The organism is Halomonas litopenaei, from assembly GCF_003045775.1.
GTDB classification, from domain to species: domain Bacteria; phylum Pseudomonadota; class Gammaproteobacteria; order Pseudomonadales; family Halomonadaceae; genus Halomonas; species Halomonas litopenaei.
In genome coordinates, this window is the sequence record NZ_PXNS01000016.1 from 113,329 (window position 1) to 133,429 (window position 20,101).

Below are 20,101 nucleotides of genomic sequence, written 5' to 3' on the forward strand. Positions count from 1 at the left end.
GGGATGTGTTTACAATGTTATAACGTAACATTTAAAACAAGGAAAGCGCCTCGTGCCGCGAGGGCTTTCCTTTGCGAGCGCACATCGGGAGAACAGGTTCATGAATGATGCCAGGTTGCCGGTCACGGTACTGTCAGGCTTTCTGGGAGCCGGCAAGACCACCTTGCTGAATCACCTTCTGGCCAATCGCCAGGGGCGTCGGGTCGCGGTCATCGTCAATGACATGAGCGAGGTCAATATCGACGCCGCCCTGGTGCGCGGTGGGCCTGGGGCATCAGACGAGCTGGAGGACGGGGTCACGCTGAACCGTGCCGAAGAGCGCCTGGTGGAGATGAGCAACGGCTGTATCTGCTGCACCCTGCGCGAGGACCTGTTGATCGAGGTCCGCAGGCTGGCCGAGGAGGGGCGCTTCGACAGCCTGGTGATCGAATCCACCGGTATCTCGGAACCCCTGCCGGTGGCGGAGACCTTTACCTTCGCCGATGAGGACGGTCAGTGCCTGTCCGAGATCGCCAGACTCGATACCCTGGTCACCGTGGTCGATGGCGCCAATTTTCTGAGCCAGTACGCTGAAGCCCGCTCCCTCAAGGAGGCGGGGGAGTCGCTGGGCGAGGACGATGAGCGCAATGTCGCCGACCTGCTGGTGGACCAGATCGAGTTCTGCGATGTGCTGGCGATCAGCAAGTGCGACCTGATCTCGGCGCAGCAATTGGCGGAGGTCGAGGCGGTACTGCGCGCCCTCAATCCCGAGGCCGACATCGTCCACATGGTCCAGGGCGAGGTGGCGCTGTCGCGGGTACTGGATACCGGTCGCTTCAGCTTCGAGCGGGCCCAGCGGGCGCCGGGCTGGCTCAAGGAGCTGCGCGGTGAGCATGTGCCGGAAACCGAGGAGTACGGTATCTCGAGTTTTGCCTATGAGGCGCGCCGCCCCTTCCACCCGCGCAGGTTTCATGAACTGCTGCATGGCGACTGGTTCGGTGGCACCTTGCTGCGCTCCAAGGGGTTCTTCTGGCTTGCCAGCCGTCCTCAGTTCGCCGGTCAGTGGAGTCAGGCGGGAGGCATCGCTCACCACGGCCTGGCGGGTCGCTTCTGGCGGGCGGTACCCGAGGATCAGTGGCCCGAGGACCCGGAGTATCGCGAGGCGATTCTGGCCAAATGGCAGGAGCCCTTCGGTGATATGCGCCAGGAACTGGTGTTCATCGGCCAGAACCTGGCGGAGCATCGCATTCGTCAGGCGCTGGATGAGTGCCTGCTGAGCGAATCGGAGCTGGCCCTCGGTATGGACGCCTGGGTCGACTCGGATGACCCTTTCCCGTCCTGGTAAAACCAGGCTATCGACGCTGGCTCAGTGAGTCAGCCCAGGCTGTCCGATCAGGCCATCCGCTCAGCCAATCAGGCCAGCTAGAGGGCCCACCTGCCGACTGTCGGGAAAGACCTGCTCGGCCAGGGGATCGAGGTCGAGGCCAAGGTGGTCACGCAGCACACCCTTGAGGACGGCGCGGGTGTCCTGGGAGGCGATCAGATCACGGTCGTCACGCAACCTGGCGAGCCCCGGCCACTGGCCGTGGACGCGCCCCCCTCGAATGGCGCCACCGGCCAGCAGGATGCAGCTGGCGGTGCCATGATCGGTGCCGCCGGTGCCGTTGACGGCCACCGTGCGGCCAAACTCGGTGATGACCACTACGGCGGTGTGCTGCCAGCGCTCGCCGAGCTTGCCGTGCAGCGCCGCAAGCCCGCTATCCAGCTGTTCAAGCTTGCGTGACAGCACCGCATTCTGGCGAGCGTGGGTGTCCCAGCCGTCGTCTTCCACCATGGCGATCTGGGGGCCATCCGCGGCGGCCAGGAACTGTGCTGCCGCCGCCAGGGTGTCCTTCAGGAGGCCACCGCTGTCGATATCGGTGGGGGCCATCTGCTGCATCGCCAGGGCGCGCTCGAACACCGGGCCCAGCCGGGGATCCTGTCGATAGAGCGCAGCGACCCGCTGGGCCAGTGACGGCTGGGTGGTGCCGTGCGCCGACGGCGACCAGGTGGCGAAGGGGGCCGGCCCACGGATCAACAACGGGCGCGAGGAGGTGAGGCCCAGTCCCTGGGTGTCGCCGAGGCTGCCCACCGCACGGTTCAGCCAGCCGGTGCGGCTTCCTGTGGGGGTGGCGGTGCCGTTTTCCAGGCACTCCTGGGCGTCGAAGTGCGAGCGTCCCTGATAGGGCAGTCCGCAGGCGTGAACCACAGCGAAGTCGCCGGCCTGGTAGAGACGGTGGCAGAAGGCCAGTGACGGATGCAGCGAAAAGGTCCCGTCCAGTCGTGGTGCAACGACTCCTTCCTGCGATGCCAGGCTACCGCGCAAGCGCTGGTAGGCGGGGTCGCTGTCGCAGGGGACGGCGGCGAGGCCATCGAGGGCACCGCGCAGCAGCACGACGACCAGGCGGCGCTTGCCGAGCGGGGAGTCTGCCGCAGCCAGCGAGGGCCACAGCAGCAGGCTGGTGCCTACGCCCAGCGCCTTGAGAAACTCGCGTCGGTTGAACATGGCGGATTCCATTGGGTGGTGTCGCGACGGCGCTCAGCGCCACTGAAACTCGGGGCTTGCCAGCACCATGGCCAGCGCCTGGTTGCGGGGCGCCTGACTGAGTGCCACGGCGGTGGTTTCACGCAGGCGAGGGCCCAGGCTCTGCTGGGCCAGCTCCATGGCCTCGCCGCTGGCGTCACCGGCGTGGCGCTGGGCCACCAGCAGTCGTTTGTTCAAGGCGTCGGCACCGATCCAGTCGTTGGCATCATCGCTCCATCCGGCCGGGGCGCCGGCGAGAAAAGGTGGCTGGCCCAGCAGGCGAAGCTGCTGGCCCCAGTCACTGCCATCGGGCGAGGGTGCCTTGCCCAGGGCGCGATAGAGCGCGACGAGATATTCCTGCGGACGGCGAAACTTGAGCGCTTGCGGCTGCCACGCCTGGGGGTGGCTGAACAGGGTGCGAAACAGCGTCGACAGGCGACCGTTCTCGCGCTGGAAGGTGGAGGCCAAGGCCGATACCAGCTCACCGGGTGGGTCGTCGGCGACAAAGTGACGGGCAAGCTTGGTGGCGACAAAGGTTGCGGTGGCCTCCTGGCCGGCCACAAAGCGCAGCATGTCACGCCCCTGCCTGGCCCCGCCTGCAGCGAAGCGCCGCCCCAGCAGTTCTCGCTCGCCGCCTTGATGGGCCGCGCCATGAAACAGGCTACCGTAGGGTCCGAGGGCCGGCGCCTCGGTCGATGGCGGCATTTCTAGCCGTGTCCGCCATCCGGTGATGGCCCTGGCTAGTTCGATCACGTCCTGCTGTTGATAGGGGCCGTCGACGCCGAGGGTATGCAGCTCCAGGATTTCCCGCGCCAGGTTCTCGTTGAGCCCGAGCCGCCCCGCAGAGGCTCTGGCACTTCTGGCCAGCGGCGAATCGGGGCCCACCGACGCTGCATTGTCGAGATAGAGCAGCATGGCCGGATGCTGCTCGACGCCCAGCAACATGGCCGAAAAGCTACCCGACACATAGGGCCGGATGGCCTCGCGCTCGAAGGCCCCGGGCAGCAACTGTACGCCGCCGCGGTCGGCGGACACGGTGAAGTGGTTGCTCCAGAACATCACCCAGCGCTCGAGTACCGGAAACGGACTCAGACACTGCTGGCGCCCCCTGGCCTGGATCTCGGCCTGTTTCATCGCGCCAAAACGCTCGAGCAGGGTCGGCAGGCTCTGTGTGGACTTGTCATTGGCGGGGGCCTCGCTCATGCGTCGACGGGCGGCCGCGTGGTCTCGGCGGAAGCGATCAAAGCGCTCCAGGTAGGTGATGGTGGATGGCAACGCGGCGAGAGGATCGATCAGTGGCGCTCGTTCGGCCTCGTCGATCTGCGCCAGCACCCAGCCCTGGGGGTCCTTGGCGATCTCGGCAAGCTCACCTGGCCCCGCGCCGAGGCCAAAGCGATTGGCGGCGATTTCCGCCTGAACGAGGGTGGTGGTCACAGCTGACGCCTCCTGTTGGCATGGCTGACGAAGCCTGGGGCAGGATGCCGGGGGCCGGCCCTGGGGTGAGGCGCCGGGGATCGCCAACAGTTTGGCCGGTAGGTGGCGGGGGCGTTCAGCCTAGTAGGGGGGGATGATCGAGCAGGCCCAGGTCCGAGGCCAGGGCTACGCTTGCACCGGCCTAAGGCGCACCTTTCGTGCATTTTCGATAGGCGTGTCGCGCCAACGCCAACGCCAAAGCCAACGCCTCAGGTCAGAGCCTTCGGCGACGGCGCAAGGTGGATGGCGAAAAGTCGACGAGCGATGGTCAGACAAGGCAAAAATCGGTGAGACAGCGCAGTTTACGAGATGTAAATGAGCATGTTGGTGTGATTTTTAACGCCGTATTACCGAGCGCAGGCACTTTTCATACAAAGCCATAGGCTCAGGGCGTGTGCAGGGCAATACTCAACAACACCCGCTTGCCCTTTTCGATTTTCGAGACGCTGTGCTGGTAGAGGTCGGGACGAAACAGGATCACCCGGTCGAATAGGTTGAAGATTACCTTTTCGGTCTCGAACACCCCGCCAGCCTGAGGGGCCTTCAGGATCAGGTTCAGCTTGTAGTAGCGGCCGCCACCCATGGGGTCATTGTGGCGATAGACGCTGTGGCCTTCGGGGTAGGTGACCAGGTTGGCGGTCAGCCGCCCCAGATCCAGCAGGGTTCGATTGGTGACGCTTGCCATGGGGACTCCTTGGAGGGGCGCGGGACGACATCGGTGATGTCGTGGGTGGCCGCCATTCAAACGCATTTTGAGTAATTGCTCAATAACGGGCGGTCGCTCCGGCCAGGCTGGGACCATCAGGACGATGTCTCGGGGGCGAGCCGAGCCGGCTGGCCGGCCGGTAATGAGGGCGAACAGTGGCGTGGCCGAGCCCGGGGGACTGAACTAGGCTGAAACGAGCTGGGGATAACCGTCCTTCGGCGCCCGGGACTGCCGTCGACAGCGACGGCAAGGGGGAAGCATGTCGGGTCAGATGATGTACCGCCTGCCGGTGGAAGCTGCCGAGCGTGTGCACATGCGCCGCTACATCGCTGCACTGGGCGCGTCCAAGGCTCGACAGGATAATCGAGGCTTCTACCACTACGCTGGCATCCATGGCGCCCCGGGGCGCTGGTGCTGGCATCATCAGTTCTCGCCTCGCACCAGCCTGAGCGCCAGGCTTTTTCTCCCCTGGCACCGGGCCTACCTCCATCGTCTGGAGCAGTCGCTGCAGGATATCGATGAAGAGGTCTCGATCCCCTGGTGGGACTGGACCGAAGGCGAGGGCATTCCCGAGGCCTTCGATGTTGCGCTGATCGATGGCGAGGAGAATCCGCTTCACTCCTCGCGCATCCAGCTTTATCCCCCCCAGGTGCCCGAACCGGTGGACCTGGTCACCGAGCGTGATCCCGGCGGCCTGTTGCCGGTGTTTTCCTTTCCAGTGGCCGACGTGAACGGTGATGGCCGGGCGACGCTGGGCGAGATCGCGGCCTTCCTGGTGGAGCGGGTGGACACCTTCGAGCAGTTCAATGACCTGATCGAGACGGTGCATGATCAGCTCCACGTCTATGTCGGTGCGACCATGGCCAGCACCACCTACGCCGCCTATGATCCGATCTTTTATTCTCACCACTGCATGATCGACCGGCTCTGGTCGCTGTGGCAGAAGCGCCACGGCATCACCAACTTTCCCCCGGGGCTCGAGGATATCGTGCTGGAACCCTTCGGCCTGACCGTCGGTGAAGTGCTCAATGTCCAGTCGCTGGGCTACGAGTATGCCCGTTCGGTGGCGGACCTGACCCTGGCCGGCAGCGGTCTGGAGGAGGCCTGATGATCGAGCAACGCTATCGCCTGCCGCGGCTCGACCTGGGCGCGCTTCGCGCCGATGAGTTCGAGGAAGCCTTCGTCGAGCTTTATGGCATCCACCACCTGCGCCCGAGCTACACCGCCTGGCTCTTCTTCAGCGCGCGCCTGCCGGCCAAGGTGACCCCGCAAAGCCGGGGCTATGCTGGCACCTTTGCGCTGTTCGGCCACGCCGAATGCTGGGGCTCGCCAGGACACTGCCATGGCCCGGATGGTCTCAGACGTTTCGATACCCGGCCTTCCCATCCGATGACACCGGCGTTCAAGCGGGTACCGGTGACCCAGGCCCTGAAGCGCCATCTGCACGCCGGCAAGAGCACCCTGGACATCCAGATCTACGCCTATACGCGCGAGGCCTGGCCCGATCGTGGCGACAAGTCACTGGTGTGTTGCAGCGGGGTGCAACTGGTCACCTTGTGATCGAGCGCAGGCGCAGTTTCGGTGTGCGCGGCAGGCTTGATGCTTCCTGGCTTGCCGAGCTGGCTTGCCGAGGCTCTGTCCGAAAAGTCGACGAGCGCAGACACTTTTCAGATATGCCCTAGGCCTTGGAGGACTGGGCCCATAGATTGACCCCACCATCCACCGCGTAGCGGTCGATGTCGGCCAGCTCCTTGTCGCTGAAGTCGAGGTTGTCCAGGGCCTCGACGCAGTCGCTGACCTGATCGGGGCGGCTGGCGCCGATCAAGGCGCTGGTCACGCGGCCGCCGCGCAGCACCCAGGCAATCGCCATCTGCGCCAGACTCTGGCCACGCCGCTCGGCGATGGCGTTGAGCGCCCTGACACGCTCGAGGTTGTCGTCGGACAGGTGCTGTTCGCGGATCGCACCACCGCGAGCAAGACGGCTGTCGTCAGGCACCCCACCCAGGTACTTGGCGGTCAAAAGGCCCTGGGCCAGTGGCGAAAAGACGATCGAGCCGATGCCTTCATCGTCCAGCACATCGAGCAGCCCGTCGTCCTCGATCCAGCGGTTGATCATCGAGTAGCTGGGCTGGTGGATCAGGCAGGGGGTTCCCAGTTCGCGCAGCAGGCGAGCGGCCTCGCGGGTGCGCTCAGGGCTGTACGACGAGATACCGGCGTAGAGCGCCTTGCCCGAGCGTACCGCCTGGTCCAGCGCGCCCATGGTTTCTTCCAGCGGTGTCTCGGGATCGAAGCGGTGGGAGTAGAAGATGTCGACGTAGTCCAGATCCAGGCGCTTGAGACTCTGGTCGAGGCTCGACAGCAGATACTTGCGGCTGCCCCATTCGCCGTAGGGGCCGGGCCACATGTTATAGCCCGCCTTGGTGGAGATGATCAGTTCATCGCGGTGGCCGGCGAAGTCGGTCTTGAGGATGCGCCCGAACATGGACTCGGCGCTGCCAGGCGGCGGGCCATAGTTATTGGCCAGGTCGAAGTGGGTAATGCCGTGATCGAAGGCGGTACGGCAGATCTCGCGAGCGTTGTCTTCATGGGCGTTGTGGCCGAAGTTGTGCCACAGCCCGAGGGACAGGGCGGGCAGCTTGAGGCCACTGCGACCGCAGCGGTGATAGCGCATGCGTTCGTAACGGTCTTCGGCGGGACGATAGCTCATGATGGTCTCCTGTCAGGGCGCACGGGCGCCGTGGCTGTCGTCTCAGCACTTTAGCTGTGTTTGTCGAGGTATCCAAAAGGGCCGCCCCGAAAAAGCCAGGTGAAGGCGGGCAGCACGCAGGCAAGGGCGCAGTCCGGGCAAGATGGTGAGCGCCTGGAAAGGCGAGCGGGAGAAGACTCAGGGGGACTCAGGCGACGGTGAAGCTGCGGGCATGAGAAGCCGTGAGGTAACCCAGGGCGCCATGTACCAGTTAGTGGGCACATGGCGCCTGGGGCGTGACGCCAGGGGCAGGGGTCAGCCGCCGGCGTTCATGGTCTCCGGCATGGCGGCCAGGGTAGCCTCGTCGGAGAGCAGGTCGTGCAGGGTCTGGGACGCCATCTGGGAGTTGCCGTCCATGACCCCGTCGAGCCATACCAGCGCCTGCTCACGGTTGGCGTTCTCCAGGCCATTGGCGGCCAGGTAGGCCTTGGCCAGCGCCAGCCGCGCGGTCTCGTGGCCCTGACGCGCGGCCTTGAGCAGGTAGTCGGCGCCCTGGCGGGTGTCCCGCTCGAGGTTTTCGCCACGCAGGTACTCGCGGCCGAGGCTGGCCTGGGCGCCGGCGTGTCCCTGGTCGGCGGCGCTGGTCAGCAGCTGTTCGCCCCGGCTCGGGTCCTGAGCCAGGCTCTGGTCGCCTCGCACCAGGGCGGTGCCAAGCAGGGCGCGTGCCGACAGGCTGCCGGCGTCGCTGGCCCGGGTCAGCCAGCGCTCGGCCTCGGCCGGGTCGGCGCTGACGCCATTGCCTTCGAGGTAGGCCTCGCCAAGGGTCTGGGCGGCATACTCGTTGCCGGCCTCGGCGGCTTCGCTCAGCAGGCGACGACCCCGCTCGGGGTCGGCTTCCACGCCGTTTCCGGTCAGCAGCATGCCGCCCAGGTCAGCACGCGCGCCGGCGTGGCCACCGGCCACCGCCACCTGGAGCAGTTCGGCGCCCTTGGCCGGGTCGCGGGCGACGCCTTCACCGTCCAGGTACATGCGGCCAAGCGCGGCGGCGGCGCCTGGATGACCCTGGCGGGCGGCACGCTCGAGCCAGCGGCTGGCCTCGGACAGGTTGCGCCCGACGCCCTGGCCGTCGCGATAGGCGCGGCCCAGGTCCGCCATGGAGTTGACGTTGCCCTGACGGGCAGAGGCGATCAGCGCCTGGATGTCACCGGCCTGGCCGCGATCGCGCTGGGTGCGCATCAGCGCCTCGGCGGCGGAGGGGTGGCCGGCGGCCTCGGCCCGTTCGAGCCACTCGGTGGCCTGGGCAAGGTCACGGCTCACCCCGGTACCGTCGCGGTAGGCGCGGCCGAGGACGACCATGGCGTAGGCGTCGCCCTGCTCGGCGGCGTTCTCCAGCAGGCGCCGTCCGTGATCCACCCGAGAATTTCCTCGCTGGGTCGAAGCACCATCGGCCACGGCCATGGCGTCGCCGCCCGGTTCCTGGGTGGGGTTCGGGCCTGTCGTCTCGGGGCTCAGCTCGCCGCTCAGCTCGCCAGTCAGATAGGCCTCGCCCAGGCGGGTGGCGGCGCTGGTATCGCCGGCTTCCACCGCCTGGGTCAGCAGGCGCTCCGCCTCACGGGGCTGATAGCGCAGGGGGCCGTCCTCGGCCAGATAGGCCTCGCCGAGGGTGCGTAGGGCGCCGCTCTGTCCCTGGTCGATGGCCTCGCGCAACAGCCGTTCGCCCCGGGCCGGATCGGTGGCCACGCCACGGCCGCTGAGGTAGAGCGCGCCCAGCTGTTCGGTGGCAAACGGATGGCCCAGCTCATGTCCGCGCTCGAGATAGCGGGCGGCGATCACCGGCTGGGTCGGCACCACCTCGTCGGCCAGGTAGGCCTGGCCGAGCATCGCCAGTGCCAGCGGATCGTCGTGTCGGGCGGCCTGCTCGAGCAGGCGGATGCCGCGCTGGGGTTCCGCCGGCAGGGCATCGCCTTCCAGCAAGGCGCGACCCAGGGTCACGCGGGCGTCGACCGAGTCCTCGTCGATGGCCTTTTCGAGCCAATTGCGTGCCTCGATTGGCCGTGCCCTGAGGCCGTCGCCCTCCAGCAGAATCCGGCCCAGGCGCTCCATGGCGTCGACGTCACCGTTCTCGGCCGCCTGGGTCAGCAGGGTCACGCCCTGTTCGGCGCGGCCGCTGTCGAGCATCTCGCGGCCCGCCTTGGCCACCGCGTCGGGGTCACCGGCCTGGGCGGCCTGGGTCAGCCAGTGCAGGCGGCGATCGTCGTTGCCGGCCAGCAGGCCGTCGGCCGAGTACAGCTCAGCCAGTTCGGTCATCGCCTTGATATCTCCGCCGCCGGCGCGCTCGCGCAGGCCTTCGGCGTAACGCTCGGCGTACTCGCGCGAGCGTGCCTTGTCGGTGTCGAGCCAACCGCCCTCGGCGTAGGCGTTGGCCAGTGCCAGGATGGCATCCGGGTTACCGTTGTTCGCCGCCTGACGATACAGCGCCAGGGCGCGCTGGGGGTCCGCCGCGACGCCTTCGGCGCCGCGGGCCAGCAATGAGGCCATCACCACGCCTTCGTCACGGCCGATTTCCTCTTCCATGGCCTGCTCGAGCAGATAGTAGGCCAGTACCGGACGATAGGGCGCACCCTGCTGTTCCAGGCTCAGCTTGGCCAGGTTGAGCGATGCGTGGCCAAGGATATAGGACGGCGTGCGCACGGCGTCCTCGTAGTAGGCAGCGGCCTTGGCGGGGTCCGCCTGGATGCCCTTGCCCTGATCCCAGATCTTGCCGAGTTCGTAGTAGGCCTTGGGGATGTCCTGGGCGGCCAGCCCCTTGAGCTTGAGGATCGCCTCTCGGGTCTGGCCGGCAGCGACGAGCTGCTGCGCCTCTTCCAGGGTGTTGTCATGCATCCATTCGGGGTTGCGTGGCTGCTCCTTGTCGAAGAAGTCCTGATACTCGGCAGGCAGCGGGTCGACGCCGGTACTCTGGAACTCGGTACCGGGGGCGGCGCAGCCGCCGAGCCACAGCGCCACGGCGACCGAGGCGGTGAGCGGAAAGGCCCGGGACCAGCGTTGGCCCTGGGCGGTGTGGGGGCGAAAACGGGGGAGCATCATAAGCAGGCCTCCTGGTTGATCGTGTGCTGTCACTGCGACGCGCTGTCGTCGTCGAGACCCTCGAAGGCGGTGGTCTCGCGCTCCTGTTCATCGACGACGAGGTGCTGCTGCGCCTCGGGTGACATGAAGTACAACGTCTGGTAACCGCCGGCGCTGCGGTTGTAGACCGGACGCACCTGGGCCAGGAACCGTTCGATGCGCGGGTCATCGAAGCGGCTCTGATAGATCTCCATCCAGGCGAAGTACTGGTTGTCCTTGAGAAAGCCGGTGTACTGCTCGTGGGGCGCCAGGTCTCCAAGCGCCTCGGGATCGTTGAAGATGGTCATGGCGAAGTCCACGGCGTCGTGGATGTCATGGCCGTTGATCTCGAGTTCGAAGATGTCATAGCCCTGGCGTGCGATGACCTGCATGTTGGTGATCAGGTAGAGCAGCGCATAGTTCTGGTAGTGGGTGGCGCGACGACCACGCTCGATCTCCAGCGGAAAGGCGCCGCGCTCAGTCATGTCGGAGAGCGCCGAATGGATGGCGCTGACGCCGAAGCGAAACAGCTCATCGTCCTCGGTAATCACGCCGATCATGCTGGCGTAGAGGGCGCGGCGGTAGAAGTGGTTGTTGCAGCAGCTGTTGCCGGGCTGCCCCTGAATGGCGGCGTGCTTGTGGGCGAGCCGGTTGAGCCACTGCTCGACACGTTGCTTGGCCTGGTCGCTGCCCTCGACGCGGGGACGCACCACCGAGTAGGCCATGCCCGCGGCGAAGATCATCGATTCGGTGGCGAACCAGGCCTGAGGCTCCTTGGGATCGTAGTGGAAGTCGGTCAGGGCATCGTGCTGGGCCCATTGATCGAGAAAGGTCACCAGGCAGTCGGCGTAGTAGGTGTCGCCGGTGGCCACGAAGGAGCCGGCGAGCATCGACACACTGTCCTCGAAGTCGAACAGGGGTTCGGATGCCAGTTCCCACTCCTTGGGGCTGGGATAATAGCCGGGGATCCGCAGGCGCGTGGTGATCGGCTCCTGGGCCAGCAGTTGCTGGCAGCTGGGTCCGTTGGTCAGTTGATCGAGCTCCTGCAACAGGATCGAGTTGTCGGTGTCGGCCAGTGTTTCCATGCGGGCCTCTACATCGAAGTAGGAGGCGTCAGGTCTGGTCACTCGGTAGTCGCTGAGGTCCAGCTCGGCCCGTTCTTCCAGGGTCATGGCGTGCGCGGACGATACCAGGGCGGCACCCATCGTCAGGCCGAGCGTCAGGCCCGTTGCCAGCTTTCCCGACAACCTGGCCGTCGGCCATCCCATCACTCTGTGTGCCAGACGCTTGAGCGGATTTGCCGAGCGTTGGTCGAAGTGGTGGCACCGGCCGGATTCGAATGCCGGCATCGATGGGCCTAGGCCTCGGGTGGGGAGGGGACCGGGGGATGAGCCATGGGATGGGTGCATCAAGCGTCTCCTTGGCGGCGCCCCTGGGGGCGCCGCGATCATGAACGGGGGGCGTAGAAACGGAAGTCGGCAAAGTCGGCGTGCTGGTCACTGGGGGTGCGCCAATCCTCACCGTGGCCACCGAAGAAGGTCGAGAACATCAGGCCATCGATGTGCACGTCGTCGTCGGTACGGTAGGTGAGATTGGTCTGCTCGAGCACCGGCCGACCATCGACCCACACCCGGGCAATGCCGTTGGCCTTGCCGGGGTCGTTGAGGATGATCTCCTGCTCCAGGGTGACCCACTGACCGGTGGGAAAGGTGAAGCGGCCTCGGGCCACCGAGTCGCCGTAGTCGCCCTCGCCGCCGACCACGTATTCGTAAAGTTCACCCTGGCCGTCTTCGCGCCACATGTAGCGCATGGAGAAGCCGTTCTCGCCGGTGACGTCGTCACCGCCGCTGGGCGCTTCGCCGCCGTAGAGCCCCGGCAGCTTGCCGCCCTTGACGAAGTTGAACCCGCTCTCGAAGCGAACCCGGTAGCTCAGGCAGGCGTGATCGCGCCCTTCGAGCGCGGAAGGCTCGGTGTAGAAGCCGGCGCCCCCGGTGTCGGTGTCGCCAGGCGAGGAGGTGTCCTCGGGATAGAGGACCCTGAGCGCCGGTGTCGCCGAATGACCCGACAACAGCTCGACGTTCTCCTCGGTGCCCCAGGTACGGGTGGTGTCGAAGCCTTCGCGGATGGCGTCGTGGGCGCTTTTCTCACCCAGCGCAGGGGCGGGTGAGGCGACCAGCGGATGGCGCGCCGAGCAGGCGGCGACCTGGGGGACGCCGGGGCCCTGCTGATCGGCTTTGCTGTCATTGGCGCCGTTGTCCGCCAGGGCGGGTTGGGTAGCGCAGATGGCCAGCAGGGTGGCGGACAGGCGCGTCGTCAGTGTCGACATGGCGTTCGTACTCCTGTTGGCTCACGACCACCGCGGTGGTCGTGGCAAGTGGGACGGATACGTGTGAAGAAAGAGCGTGGCTCAGCCGGCGGTGTCGGCGGTGTCGTTGTCACCAATGCCCGAGAACAGCTGGCTGGCCTGCTGGACCACCCGGCGGCCGCTCTGCCAGATCCACTCGGCGGTGGCGCCCAGCAGGGCCTGTTCGGTAAAGCGCACGTCCACCGGAGTACCGACGCTTTCCACCGGCAGCGGCTTTTCCGGTACCAGCAGCACGCTGGCGACGTTCTGCTGTTGGCGTACCCAGCTCGGGAAGCCGGCACGCGGCTGGCGCTCGATGTCCAGCGCCACGCTGCGCACCCGAGCGCTGATCGGGCCGGAGGCGTTGGGCAGCGACAGATAGGCGAGTTGATCGGGCTCGATGCGATCGATGTCGTCCATATGCACCAGCGCCTCGACCATGACCTCGTCGTCGCCGGTACGCATCAGCGTCATGATCTTTTCGCTTTCGTTGATATAGGTGCCGTCGGAGCTCGACAGCGCCCACGCCACCAGGCAGTCGCAGGGGCTGTAGATCTCGTTCTGGGACTGGCGAGCCTGCAGCGCGGTGACCCTGGACGCCTGGAAGTCTCGGGCGGTCTCGAACTGATCGATACGTGCACGAGCGATGTCCGGGGACACCGTCTCGAAGCTCACGGCGTCACCGTTGCCGGGCTCGGCGGAGTTGGCCAGGCTGACCTGTCCGCCATTGGCGCCGTCGAGGTTTTCCTGAAGGTTCTCGATCAGTTGGCTGTTATAGCGCTGGGCGGCCTCGGCCAGGATCAGGTCGGACTCCAGATCGACGTCCTTGACCCGGGTGAGCCGCTCGTCCCGTGTGACACGGTCACCTGCCTTGAGCTCGTGCGCCATCAGGATGCCGGGGCTCGGTGCACGAATGTCGATGCGTGGCGCGGTGACAGCGGCGAAGTTGGGCTCGATCAGCATGAAGTTGCGATAGGCGGTGGCCGCGGCCACCACCGCGAGCACCGCGAAGCCGATGAACAGCGCCACGTAGCGGCCCATGGGTCTGGGCGGACGAGCCGCCGCCTGGGGCGTGCTGCCGGTGCCGCGACGCTTGCGTGGGGTCTGGGCATCCTCGCCCTGGACCATCTGCTCGACGTCCAGCGGCCGGCCGGCCAGATGGGCGCGGACCACGCGGCGCAGCAGCTCAAGGTGGGAGGGGGAGATGTCGGTGATCTCGAAGCCGGCGTGGTGTGCACCACCGCGACCTTCCAGCGCCAGGCTATGGCGGCACTGGGCGCTCACGGGCACCAGCAGCTCGCCGCTGGCGGTGGTGATGGCGATGCTGCCGCGCACCCTGGCGTCCTGGCGCATCGGGCGCGGGCTCTCGATGGCGAAGCCGCCCTGGGACAGGTCCAGCCCGCGGAAGCGGTTGCCGTCATCGAAGCGCACCTCGAAGGTCGGCGAAACGCGGATGTAGCGGCGTTCATCGCGGCGCTCATGGGCCAGTCCCGAGCCTGCCGGTGCCTCTTCTTGGCGCGGTTGAGAGCGCGCATCGCCCAGATGGGGTTCGGCGCGCGGCGCGGGGTCCGGCTGACGAGCAGGCTCGTGGCGGGGTGTTGAGGTGTCCTTGTCGTCGAAGTAATCGCTCATATCGGTGTCCTGAAGTCAGTATTCGCTGAGCCGTGGCGGTGTCTGGCCGTATATGCGGCTCAGCGACAAAATGTGGCCGTGTCGTCGTTGTCAGCCGTGGCGTGGCTGCACCTGGATGCGCAGGTCACTCAGCGACAGCCTGGTGTCGTGAAGATCGAGCGAGCAGCGCTGCTGGTCGGTGCAGCTCAACAGATCGCCGGGGGCTGGAGTGGTGCCCTGGGCGTCCTTGAGGCGATCGATCAAGGTCGGCGGAACCTCTAGCGTGGTGCCCTGGGGGCTGCCGCTGAGATTGGTGGCCTCGCCGATGCTGCTTGCGCCCAGGCGTTCGATCAGCCGATCGCTGATCCGCAGCTCACCGGCGGGCAGGCGTAGCTCGCCCGAGCCGTCCTCGATGCGGCTGGCCAGCCAGCGACTGGCGTCAGGCAGCGCGGCACTGTCGCTGGGCACCGGGCCTGCACGCTCGAGGATCTTCAGCGAAGTAGCGTCAGGTACCTTCAGTACGCCGGTGGCCAGGGTCAGCACGAACAACATCAGGCAGACATGAAAGCCATGCAGCAGGTGACCCATGCGACGCTGGCGGCGTACCGCCTTTTCGTCACCAGGCTCACCGGCAGAAATGCCCTGGCGTGACCACTTCTGACGGTTGAAGCGAAAGCTCACGTAGGTCTTGAGCAGGGCGCCGTAGACCTGGTTGTAGTAGATCAGCGGGATCCAAAGAAGGCTGAAGCGACCACGCTGCCAGGCCAGGATCGAGGTGGAGATCCCGCGGGTGAACAGGATCCACAGGGCATAGGCGAAGATGAACGACGGCCGCACGAACAGCGTCACCAGGATCGCCACGATGGGGCCGATCAGGGTCGTCCACATGGACAGCCGCTGGTCGATCAGGCTCCACCAGGTGAATAGCCCCATCGGCCTCGGCCCCAGGGCAATGGCGCGACCGCTGGTGCGCAGCATGTTGCCGTACCAGCGACGCATCAGGTCGGTGGTCGAGGCGAAGAAGCGCTTGCGGTCCGGCAGCTCCTCGAATCCCGAGACGTAGACGTCCGGCAGGTAGAGCATCTTCCAGCCGTTCTTGAGCAACCAGTACCAGGTCGACTTGTCGTCCCCGGACAGGAACTTGAAATTGCCGAAGCGCCAATGCTCGACGTGGTCGTTCTCGACCATGTCGATAAAGTCCGGGTGGGTCGCCAGGTCGGCGCGGAAGGCGCTGTAGCGGCCGGTCAGGACCAGCAGCCGCTCGGACACCGACATCGAGCTCATCACCAGATGACGCTGGGCGTAACGCAGGTCGTACCACTCCTTGGTGGCATCGTTGCCGGTGACGATGGCGCTGTTGTTGGTGGTCAGGGCGCCGAGATCATCGCGCAGGGCAAAGAACGACAGCGAGCGCTCCAGGGTTCCGGGCTCGAGCAGGATATCCCCGTCCATGGACACCAGCAGGGCGTCGGGGGCCGGGGCCCGGCGCGAGATCGCACGCAGCACCTCGGCCATCGCCGAGCGCTTGCCGTCGCCCTTCTGGAACATGTAGCGGACCTCGATGTGCGACGGCCAGCGGTGTTCCTGCAGTACGTGGGAGATGATGTCCACGTCGGTCTGGTCCGAGACCGAGGCAAAGATGGTGGTCGGCACGCCATAGTGCCGCGTCTCCTCGATCAGCGCGTCGTAGACCCGGAAGCAGACGTCGGGGTCGATGCGAAAGGAGGTGCACAGCACGTAGAGCTCTGACGGCTTGCCGGACTCTCCCAGGGCGTCGGCCTCGGCCCGCATCTGTGGAAAGACGCGGCGGTTGTACCACACCGATCGCAGCGCCTGGACGAACCACCATGAATAGCGCCACGCACCGACCGCGCCAATGGCGAAGAAGAAGCTCTTCGACGCCGGCGAGAACACCTCGGAGGGCAACTCGCTGACCAGCACGATCAGCAGCGACAGCAGCAGCGCCAGGGTGGTCAGCTCCGTGGCCTTGCTGGCCACGGAGGTGTGCTTGGGTAGCGATGACATGGTGGCGTCCTTACACCCGGGGGTGTTGCAGGGAGGCGCCGCGACCCATGGCGTAGTATTCGAGACCCGCCGCTTCGACGTCCTCGGGTGAGAAGAGGTTGCGTCCATCGATCACCAGCGGGTGATTGAGGGTGCGCGCGATCTTGTCGAAGTCGACGGTGCGGAAGGCCTTCCACTCGGTGCAGATGACCAGGGCGTCGGCGCCTTCCAGGGCAGCGTCACGCTGCTTGGAGAGACACAGGTCCGAGCGCTCGCCGTAGATGCGGTGACACTCGGCGGAGGCCTCGGGGTCGTAGGCCTGGATCCGGGCGCCGGCTTGCCACAGCTGTTCCATCAGTACCCGGCTCGGCGCCTCGCGCATGTCGTCGGTGTTGGGCTTGAAGGCGAGTCCCCACAGGGCGATGGTGCGGCCCTTGAGGTTGCCGTGGAGCGCCAGTTCCAGCTTGTCGAACAGCCGCGTCTTCTGGGCGTCGTTGACCGTTTCCACCGCCTGCAGCATGCGGGCGGGGGCGCCGACCTCGCTGGCGGTGCGAGCCAGTGCCTTGACGTCCTTGGGGAAGCAGGAGCCGCCGTAGCCACAGCCGGGATAGATGAAGTGGTAGCCGATACGCGGGTCGCTGCCGATACCGTGGCGGACCTGCTCGACGTCCGCACCCAGGTGCTCGGCCAGGTTGGCGATTTCGTTGATGAAGCTGATCTTGGTGGCGAGCATGGCGTTGGCGGCGTACTTGGTCAGTTCGGCGCTGCGCACGTCCATGAACATCAGCTTGTCGCGCTGGCGGCTGTAGGGGGCATAGCATTCGCGCATCAGCTTGCGGACCTTGTCGCTGTCGGTACCGATGACGATCCGCGCCCCCCGCGAGAAGTCCTCGATAGCAGCGCCTTCCTTGAGGAATTCCGGGTTGGAGCAGACGTCGAAGTCGACCTCGGCCTGGCGTCCCTCCAGGGTATCGGCCACCGCCTGATGAACCTTGTCGGCGGTCCCCACCGGGACGGTGGACTTGTTGATGATGACGCGATATCCGTCCATGTGCTGGCCGATGGTACGGGCCACCCCAAGCACGTGGGTCAGGTCGGCGCTGCCGTCCTCGTCAGGGGGCGTTCCCACCGCGATGAACTGCAACAGGCCATGGGCCACTCCTTCCTCCGGGCTATCGGAGAAGGTCAGGCGCTCGTCTTCCATATTGTGGCGGATCAGATCCTCGAGGCCTGGCTCAAAGATCGGTACCTCACCGCGCTTGAGGCGGGCGACCTTGACCTGATCGACGTCCACACACATCACGTCGTGTCCCACATCGGCCAGGCAGGCGCCGGTGACCAGTCCTACGTAACCCGAGCCGTGAATCGTGATTTTCATGAACTCACTCCTTGCCGTCGCTTGTGATATTGGCGGCCTTGCCTCGGGCGTCGAAGGGACGCCGGGAAAGCCTTGTTCTGACCGCAATGAGGGCAAGGATCGATCCAGTTATCTTTTTATCTAATAAAAACAATAGGTTATTGTATTGTGTGCTCTGGTGAGCGTTCTCCGGGATGGCCGATGGTCGGGCGGAATGTCGCCATTAAGAGACAATGGTGTGCGACGTTCGTATAAAGCATTTAAAATCAGCTAGTTATGTGTTGCTCTATGGATACGCCAATGATTTTTTGTGTGATAAGCTTTTGAAAATAAAGTGAAAACACTGTTTTTTTACGTTTCGCCGATCAGCACCCGATCGGAGCATCATGCTTGAGACGGTTTTTGCGGCATGACGATCGCCATGCTGACGTTGTCGACGCCGAGTAGCGGCAGAGCTGCCAGGCGTCGAGCCGCGGCGAACGTCGAGCTGGATGACCCGGCAGTGAAACAGCGCCATCAGCGAATGAGGGGAGGAATGCTTTTTTTGAACAGTGGCTTAGGCTTTGAATGAGGGGCGGGCAGGGTTGCCGGGAGGGACCGAAGCTCACATGCGTCCACTGGAGAGTATGAGGTTTATCGCCATTATTGGTGTTAGTTAAGTATGAATGACGCGAAGTTATTGGCGTTAATTATATGAGCTTTGTTTTCAGAAGTTTGCATAAAACATCAATTGAATAAATGGATCCCAAAGTCACTGTACTTGAGTCCAATGCTAGTCATAAAAAAGCTTCGCTAATACTACTTCCACAGTGTGCCGATAAGGTGCGTTATCGAGGGCAGAAATATCCTTGGGCGCGCTCGATAAACGACAACGAGCATCAGGGGAAGCGACATGAGCACGGCGACGGTGGTGATGGTACAGGGGCAGGCTTTTGTTCAGGGCACCGATGGTAGCCTTCGCGAACTCAGGCCGGGAGACGTGATCAGCGACGGGGAGCGCCTGGTGACGTCACAGGGTGGTGAAATCTCGATTTCGCCCGGTGGCGTCGGCGACCCCGTGACACTTTCCGGTAGCGGACAGGTGCGCCTGTTGCCTTCCACCACCGAGCCGGCCGGCCCTTCGCTGGTCGATCAGGGTATTGTGCAGACCACCGACGACTCGGCGCCCATTGCTGCACCCGCGACCCCTTTGGGCAGCCCGGCGACGGCTGGCGCGGCTGTCGGCATTGACGCACCGGTACCCGAGGGAACCCAGGCGTCCGGCTCCACGGACGATGAGCTTGCGGCTCTCGCCCAGATCGCCGAGCAGGCCGACAACGTGCTGGGTGACGAAGAACTCAACGAGCTGTTGGCCGCCATCGACTCCGGCGAAGGCGACCTGTTCGATGATCTTGAGGATCCGGCGGCCGGCGGCACCGGCGGGGGAGGGGACGACGAGGGCAGTGGTTTTGTCCGTCTGTTGCGCATCGTGGAGACGGTGGATCCGCTGGCCTTCCAGTTTGGCCTTGAGGGGCGCGATGGTCCCATCGAGCGCGATTTCACCGGTGTCGACGCGGTGGATCCCGGCGATGACGACGAAGGTGTCACCCTGACCGGTCTTGACGGCCCCGAAGATCCCACTGGCCCCGGTGGTCCTGGTGACCCAGGTAACCCCGGTGGTCCTGATGGTCCCGGTGGCCCTGACGGTCCTGGCGAGCTGCCCATCGGTGCCGCTGGCGCCGAGCAGGTGCTGTTCGAAGCGGACCTGGCCGGCGGTAGCCGTGGCGACACCACCCAGCTGGTTCGCACCGGCTCCTTTGGGTTTGATTCACCTGATGGCCTGGCCACCCTGACGGTGGGGCCGGTTTCCCTGACGCTTGCCCAGCTTGATGCTCTGGGGTCCTCGCCGGTCACCATCGTCACCGATCATGGTGTGGTGACGCTGACCGGCTTCACCGGGTCGGCCGCAGGGGGCACCGTCAGCTACACCTATGAACTGACCGACAACGTCGACAATGACAGCGTTGCCGGCGCCACCGATGGCGGCTATCTCGAGAGCCTGAATGTCCAGGCGGTGGACGTGGACGGCAGTAGCGCCAGCGGCTCGCTCGACATTTTGATCGTGGATGACGCGCCCCGCGCTGAAGACGATCCTACCGTCGAGACCACCGACGATACGGCGGTGAGTATCAACGTCATCACCAATACGACCGGCGCCGATACGCTTGGTGCCGATGGCGCCGAGCTGACCGCTGCAGAACTGGTGGACAGCACCGCCGGCAGCCTGGACTTCA

At 65.4% G+C, this 20,101-nt stretch carries 14 protein-coding genes; 4 read left to right on the plus strand and 10 right to left on the minus strand.

What is annotated here, in order from left to right; all coding sequences use genetic code 11:
* The first annotated feature begins 100 nt into the window (after positions 1–100).
* Positions 101–1,324 carry a zinc metallochaperone GTPase ZigA gene (gene zigA, locus C6W88_RS19725; protein WP_108133711.1) on the plus strand — a complete coding sequence of 408 codons (1,224 nt, stop codon included), beginning with the start codon at positions 101–103 and terminating at the stop codon, positions 1,322–1,324.
* A 60-nt stretch (positions 1,325–1,384) separates the two neighbouring features.
* On the opposite strand, the gene C6W88_RS19730 is transcribed toward zigA, so the two are convergent.
* The 3 genes from C6W88_RS19730 to C6W88_RS19740 all read right to left on the minus strand — a co-directional run bounded on the left by C6W88_RS19730 (position 1,385) and on the right by C6W88_RS19740 (position 4,700).
* Positions 1,385–2,524, minus strand: coding sequence for a DUF1501 domain-containing protein (locus C6W88_RS19730; RefSeq protein WP_108133712.1), 1,140 nt, complete (start codon positions 2,522–2,524; stop codon positions 1,385–1,387).
* A 33-nt stretch (positions 2,525–2,557) separates the two neighbouring features.
* On the minus strand, positions 2,558–3,976 hold the full coding sequence (locus C6W88_RS19735) for a DUF1800 domain-containing protein (RefSeq protein WP_108133713.1): 1,419 nt from the start codon (positions 3,974–3,976) through the stop codon (positions 2,558–2,560).
* Between the two features lie 424 nt (positions 3,977–4,400).
* Complete coding sequence (locus tag C6W88_RS19740; RefSeq protein WP_045992559.1) at positions 4,401–4,700, minus strand: hypothetical protein; 300 nt, start codon at positions 4,698–4,700, stop codon at positions 4,401–4,403.
* Between the two features lie 280 nt (positions 4,701–4,980).
* On the opposite strand from C6W88_RS19740, the gene C6W88_RS21735 reads away from it, so the two are divergent.
* Both C6W88_RS21735 and C6W88_RS19750 read left to right on the plus strand, forming a co-directional pair.
* Positions 4,981–5,829 carry a tyrosinase family protein gene (locus C6W88_RS21735; RefSeq protein WP_181248691.1) on the plus strand — a complete coding sequence of 283 codons (849 nt, stop codon included), beginning with the start codon at positions 4,981–4,983 and terminating at the stop codon, positions 5,827–5,829.
* Positions 5,829–6,281, plus strand: coding sequence for a hypothetical protein (locus C6W88_RS19750; RefSeq protein WP_108133714.1), 453 nt, complete (start codon positions 5,829–5,831; stop codon positions 6,279–6,281). Before C6W88_RS21735 ends, C6W88_RS19750 begins: the two co-directional genes overlap by 1 nt.
* Before the next feature lie 118 nt (positions 6,282–6,399).
* Here the strand turns inward: C6W88_RS19750 and mgrA are convergent, their stop codons facing one another.
* The 7 genes from mgrA to C6W88_RS19785 form a co-directional block, all read right to left on the minus strand.
* The gene (gene mgrA / locus C6W88_RS19755; RefSeq protein WP_108133715.1) at positions 6,400–7,428 is read right to left on the minus strand and encodes an L-glyceraldehyde 3-phosphate reductase; all 1,029 of its coding nucleotides are present in this window, start codon (positions 7,426–7,428) and stop codon (positions 6,400–6,402) included.
* Positions 7,429–7,722: 294 nt separating this feature from the next.
* Positions 7,723–10,494, minus strand: coding sequence for an SEL1-like repeat protein (locus C6W88_RS19760; protein WP_231498716.1), 2,772 nt, complete (start codon positions 10,492–10,494; stop codon positions 7,723–7,725).
* Positions 10,495–10,523: 29 nt separating this feature from the next.
* Entirely contained in the window at positions 10,524–11,780 is a 1,257-nt protein-coding gene (locus tag C6W88_RS19765; RefSeq protein WP_083970380.1) for an alginate lyase family protein, read from the minus strand.
* A gap of 179 nt (positions 11,781–11,959) precedes the next feature.
* The gene (locus C6W88_RS19770) at positions 11,960–12,838 is read right to left on the minus strand and encodes a polysaccharide lyase (protein ID WP_181248692.1); all 879 of its coding nucleotides are present in this window, start codon (positions 12,836–12,838) and stop codon (positions 11,960–11,962) included.
* Between the two features lie 81 nt (positions 12,839–12,919).
* Positions 12,920–14,488, minus strand: a complete 1,569-nt coding sequence (locus C6W88_RS19775; RefSeq protein ID WP_108133716.1) for a PilZ domain-containing protein — start codon at positions 14,486–14,488, stop codon at positions 12,920–12,922.
* A 90-nt stretch (positions 14,489–14,578) separates the two neighbouring features.
* Positions 14,579–16,492: a glycosyltransferase gene (locus C6W88_RS19780; RefSeq protein WP_045992565.1), complete on the minus strand. Its 1,914-nt coding sequence runs from the start codon at positions 16,490–16,492 to the stop codon at positions 14,579–14,581.
* A gap of 10 nt (positions 16,493–16,502) precedes the next feature.
* Positions 16,503–17,849 carry a UDP-glucose dehydrogenase family protein gene (locus C6W88_RS19785; protein WP_108133717.1) on the minus strand — a complete coding sequence of 449 codons (1,347 nt, stop codon included), beginning with the start codon at positions 17,847–17,849 and terminating at the stop codon, positions 16,503–16,505.
* Between the two features lie 871 nt (positions 17,850–18,720).
* On the opposite strand from C6W88_RS19785, the gene C6W88_RS19790 reads away from it, so the two are divergent.
* Positions 18,721–20,101, plus strand: a 1,381-nt coding sequence (locus tag C6W88_RS19790; protein ID WP_146164685.1) for a retention module-containing protein, incomplete at its 3' end; no start/stop codon positions are given.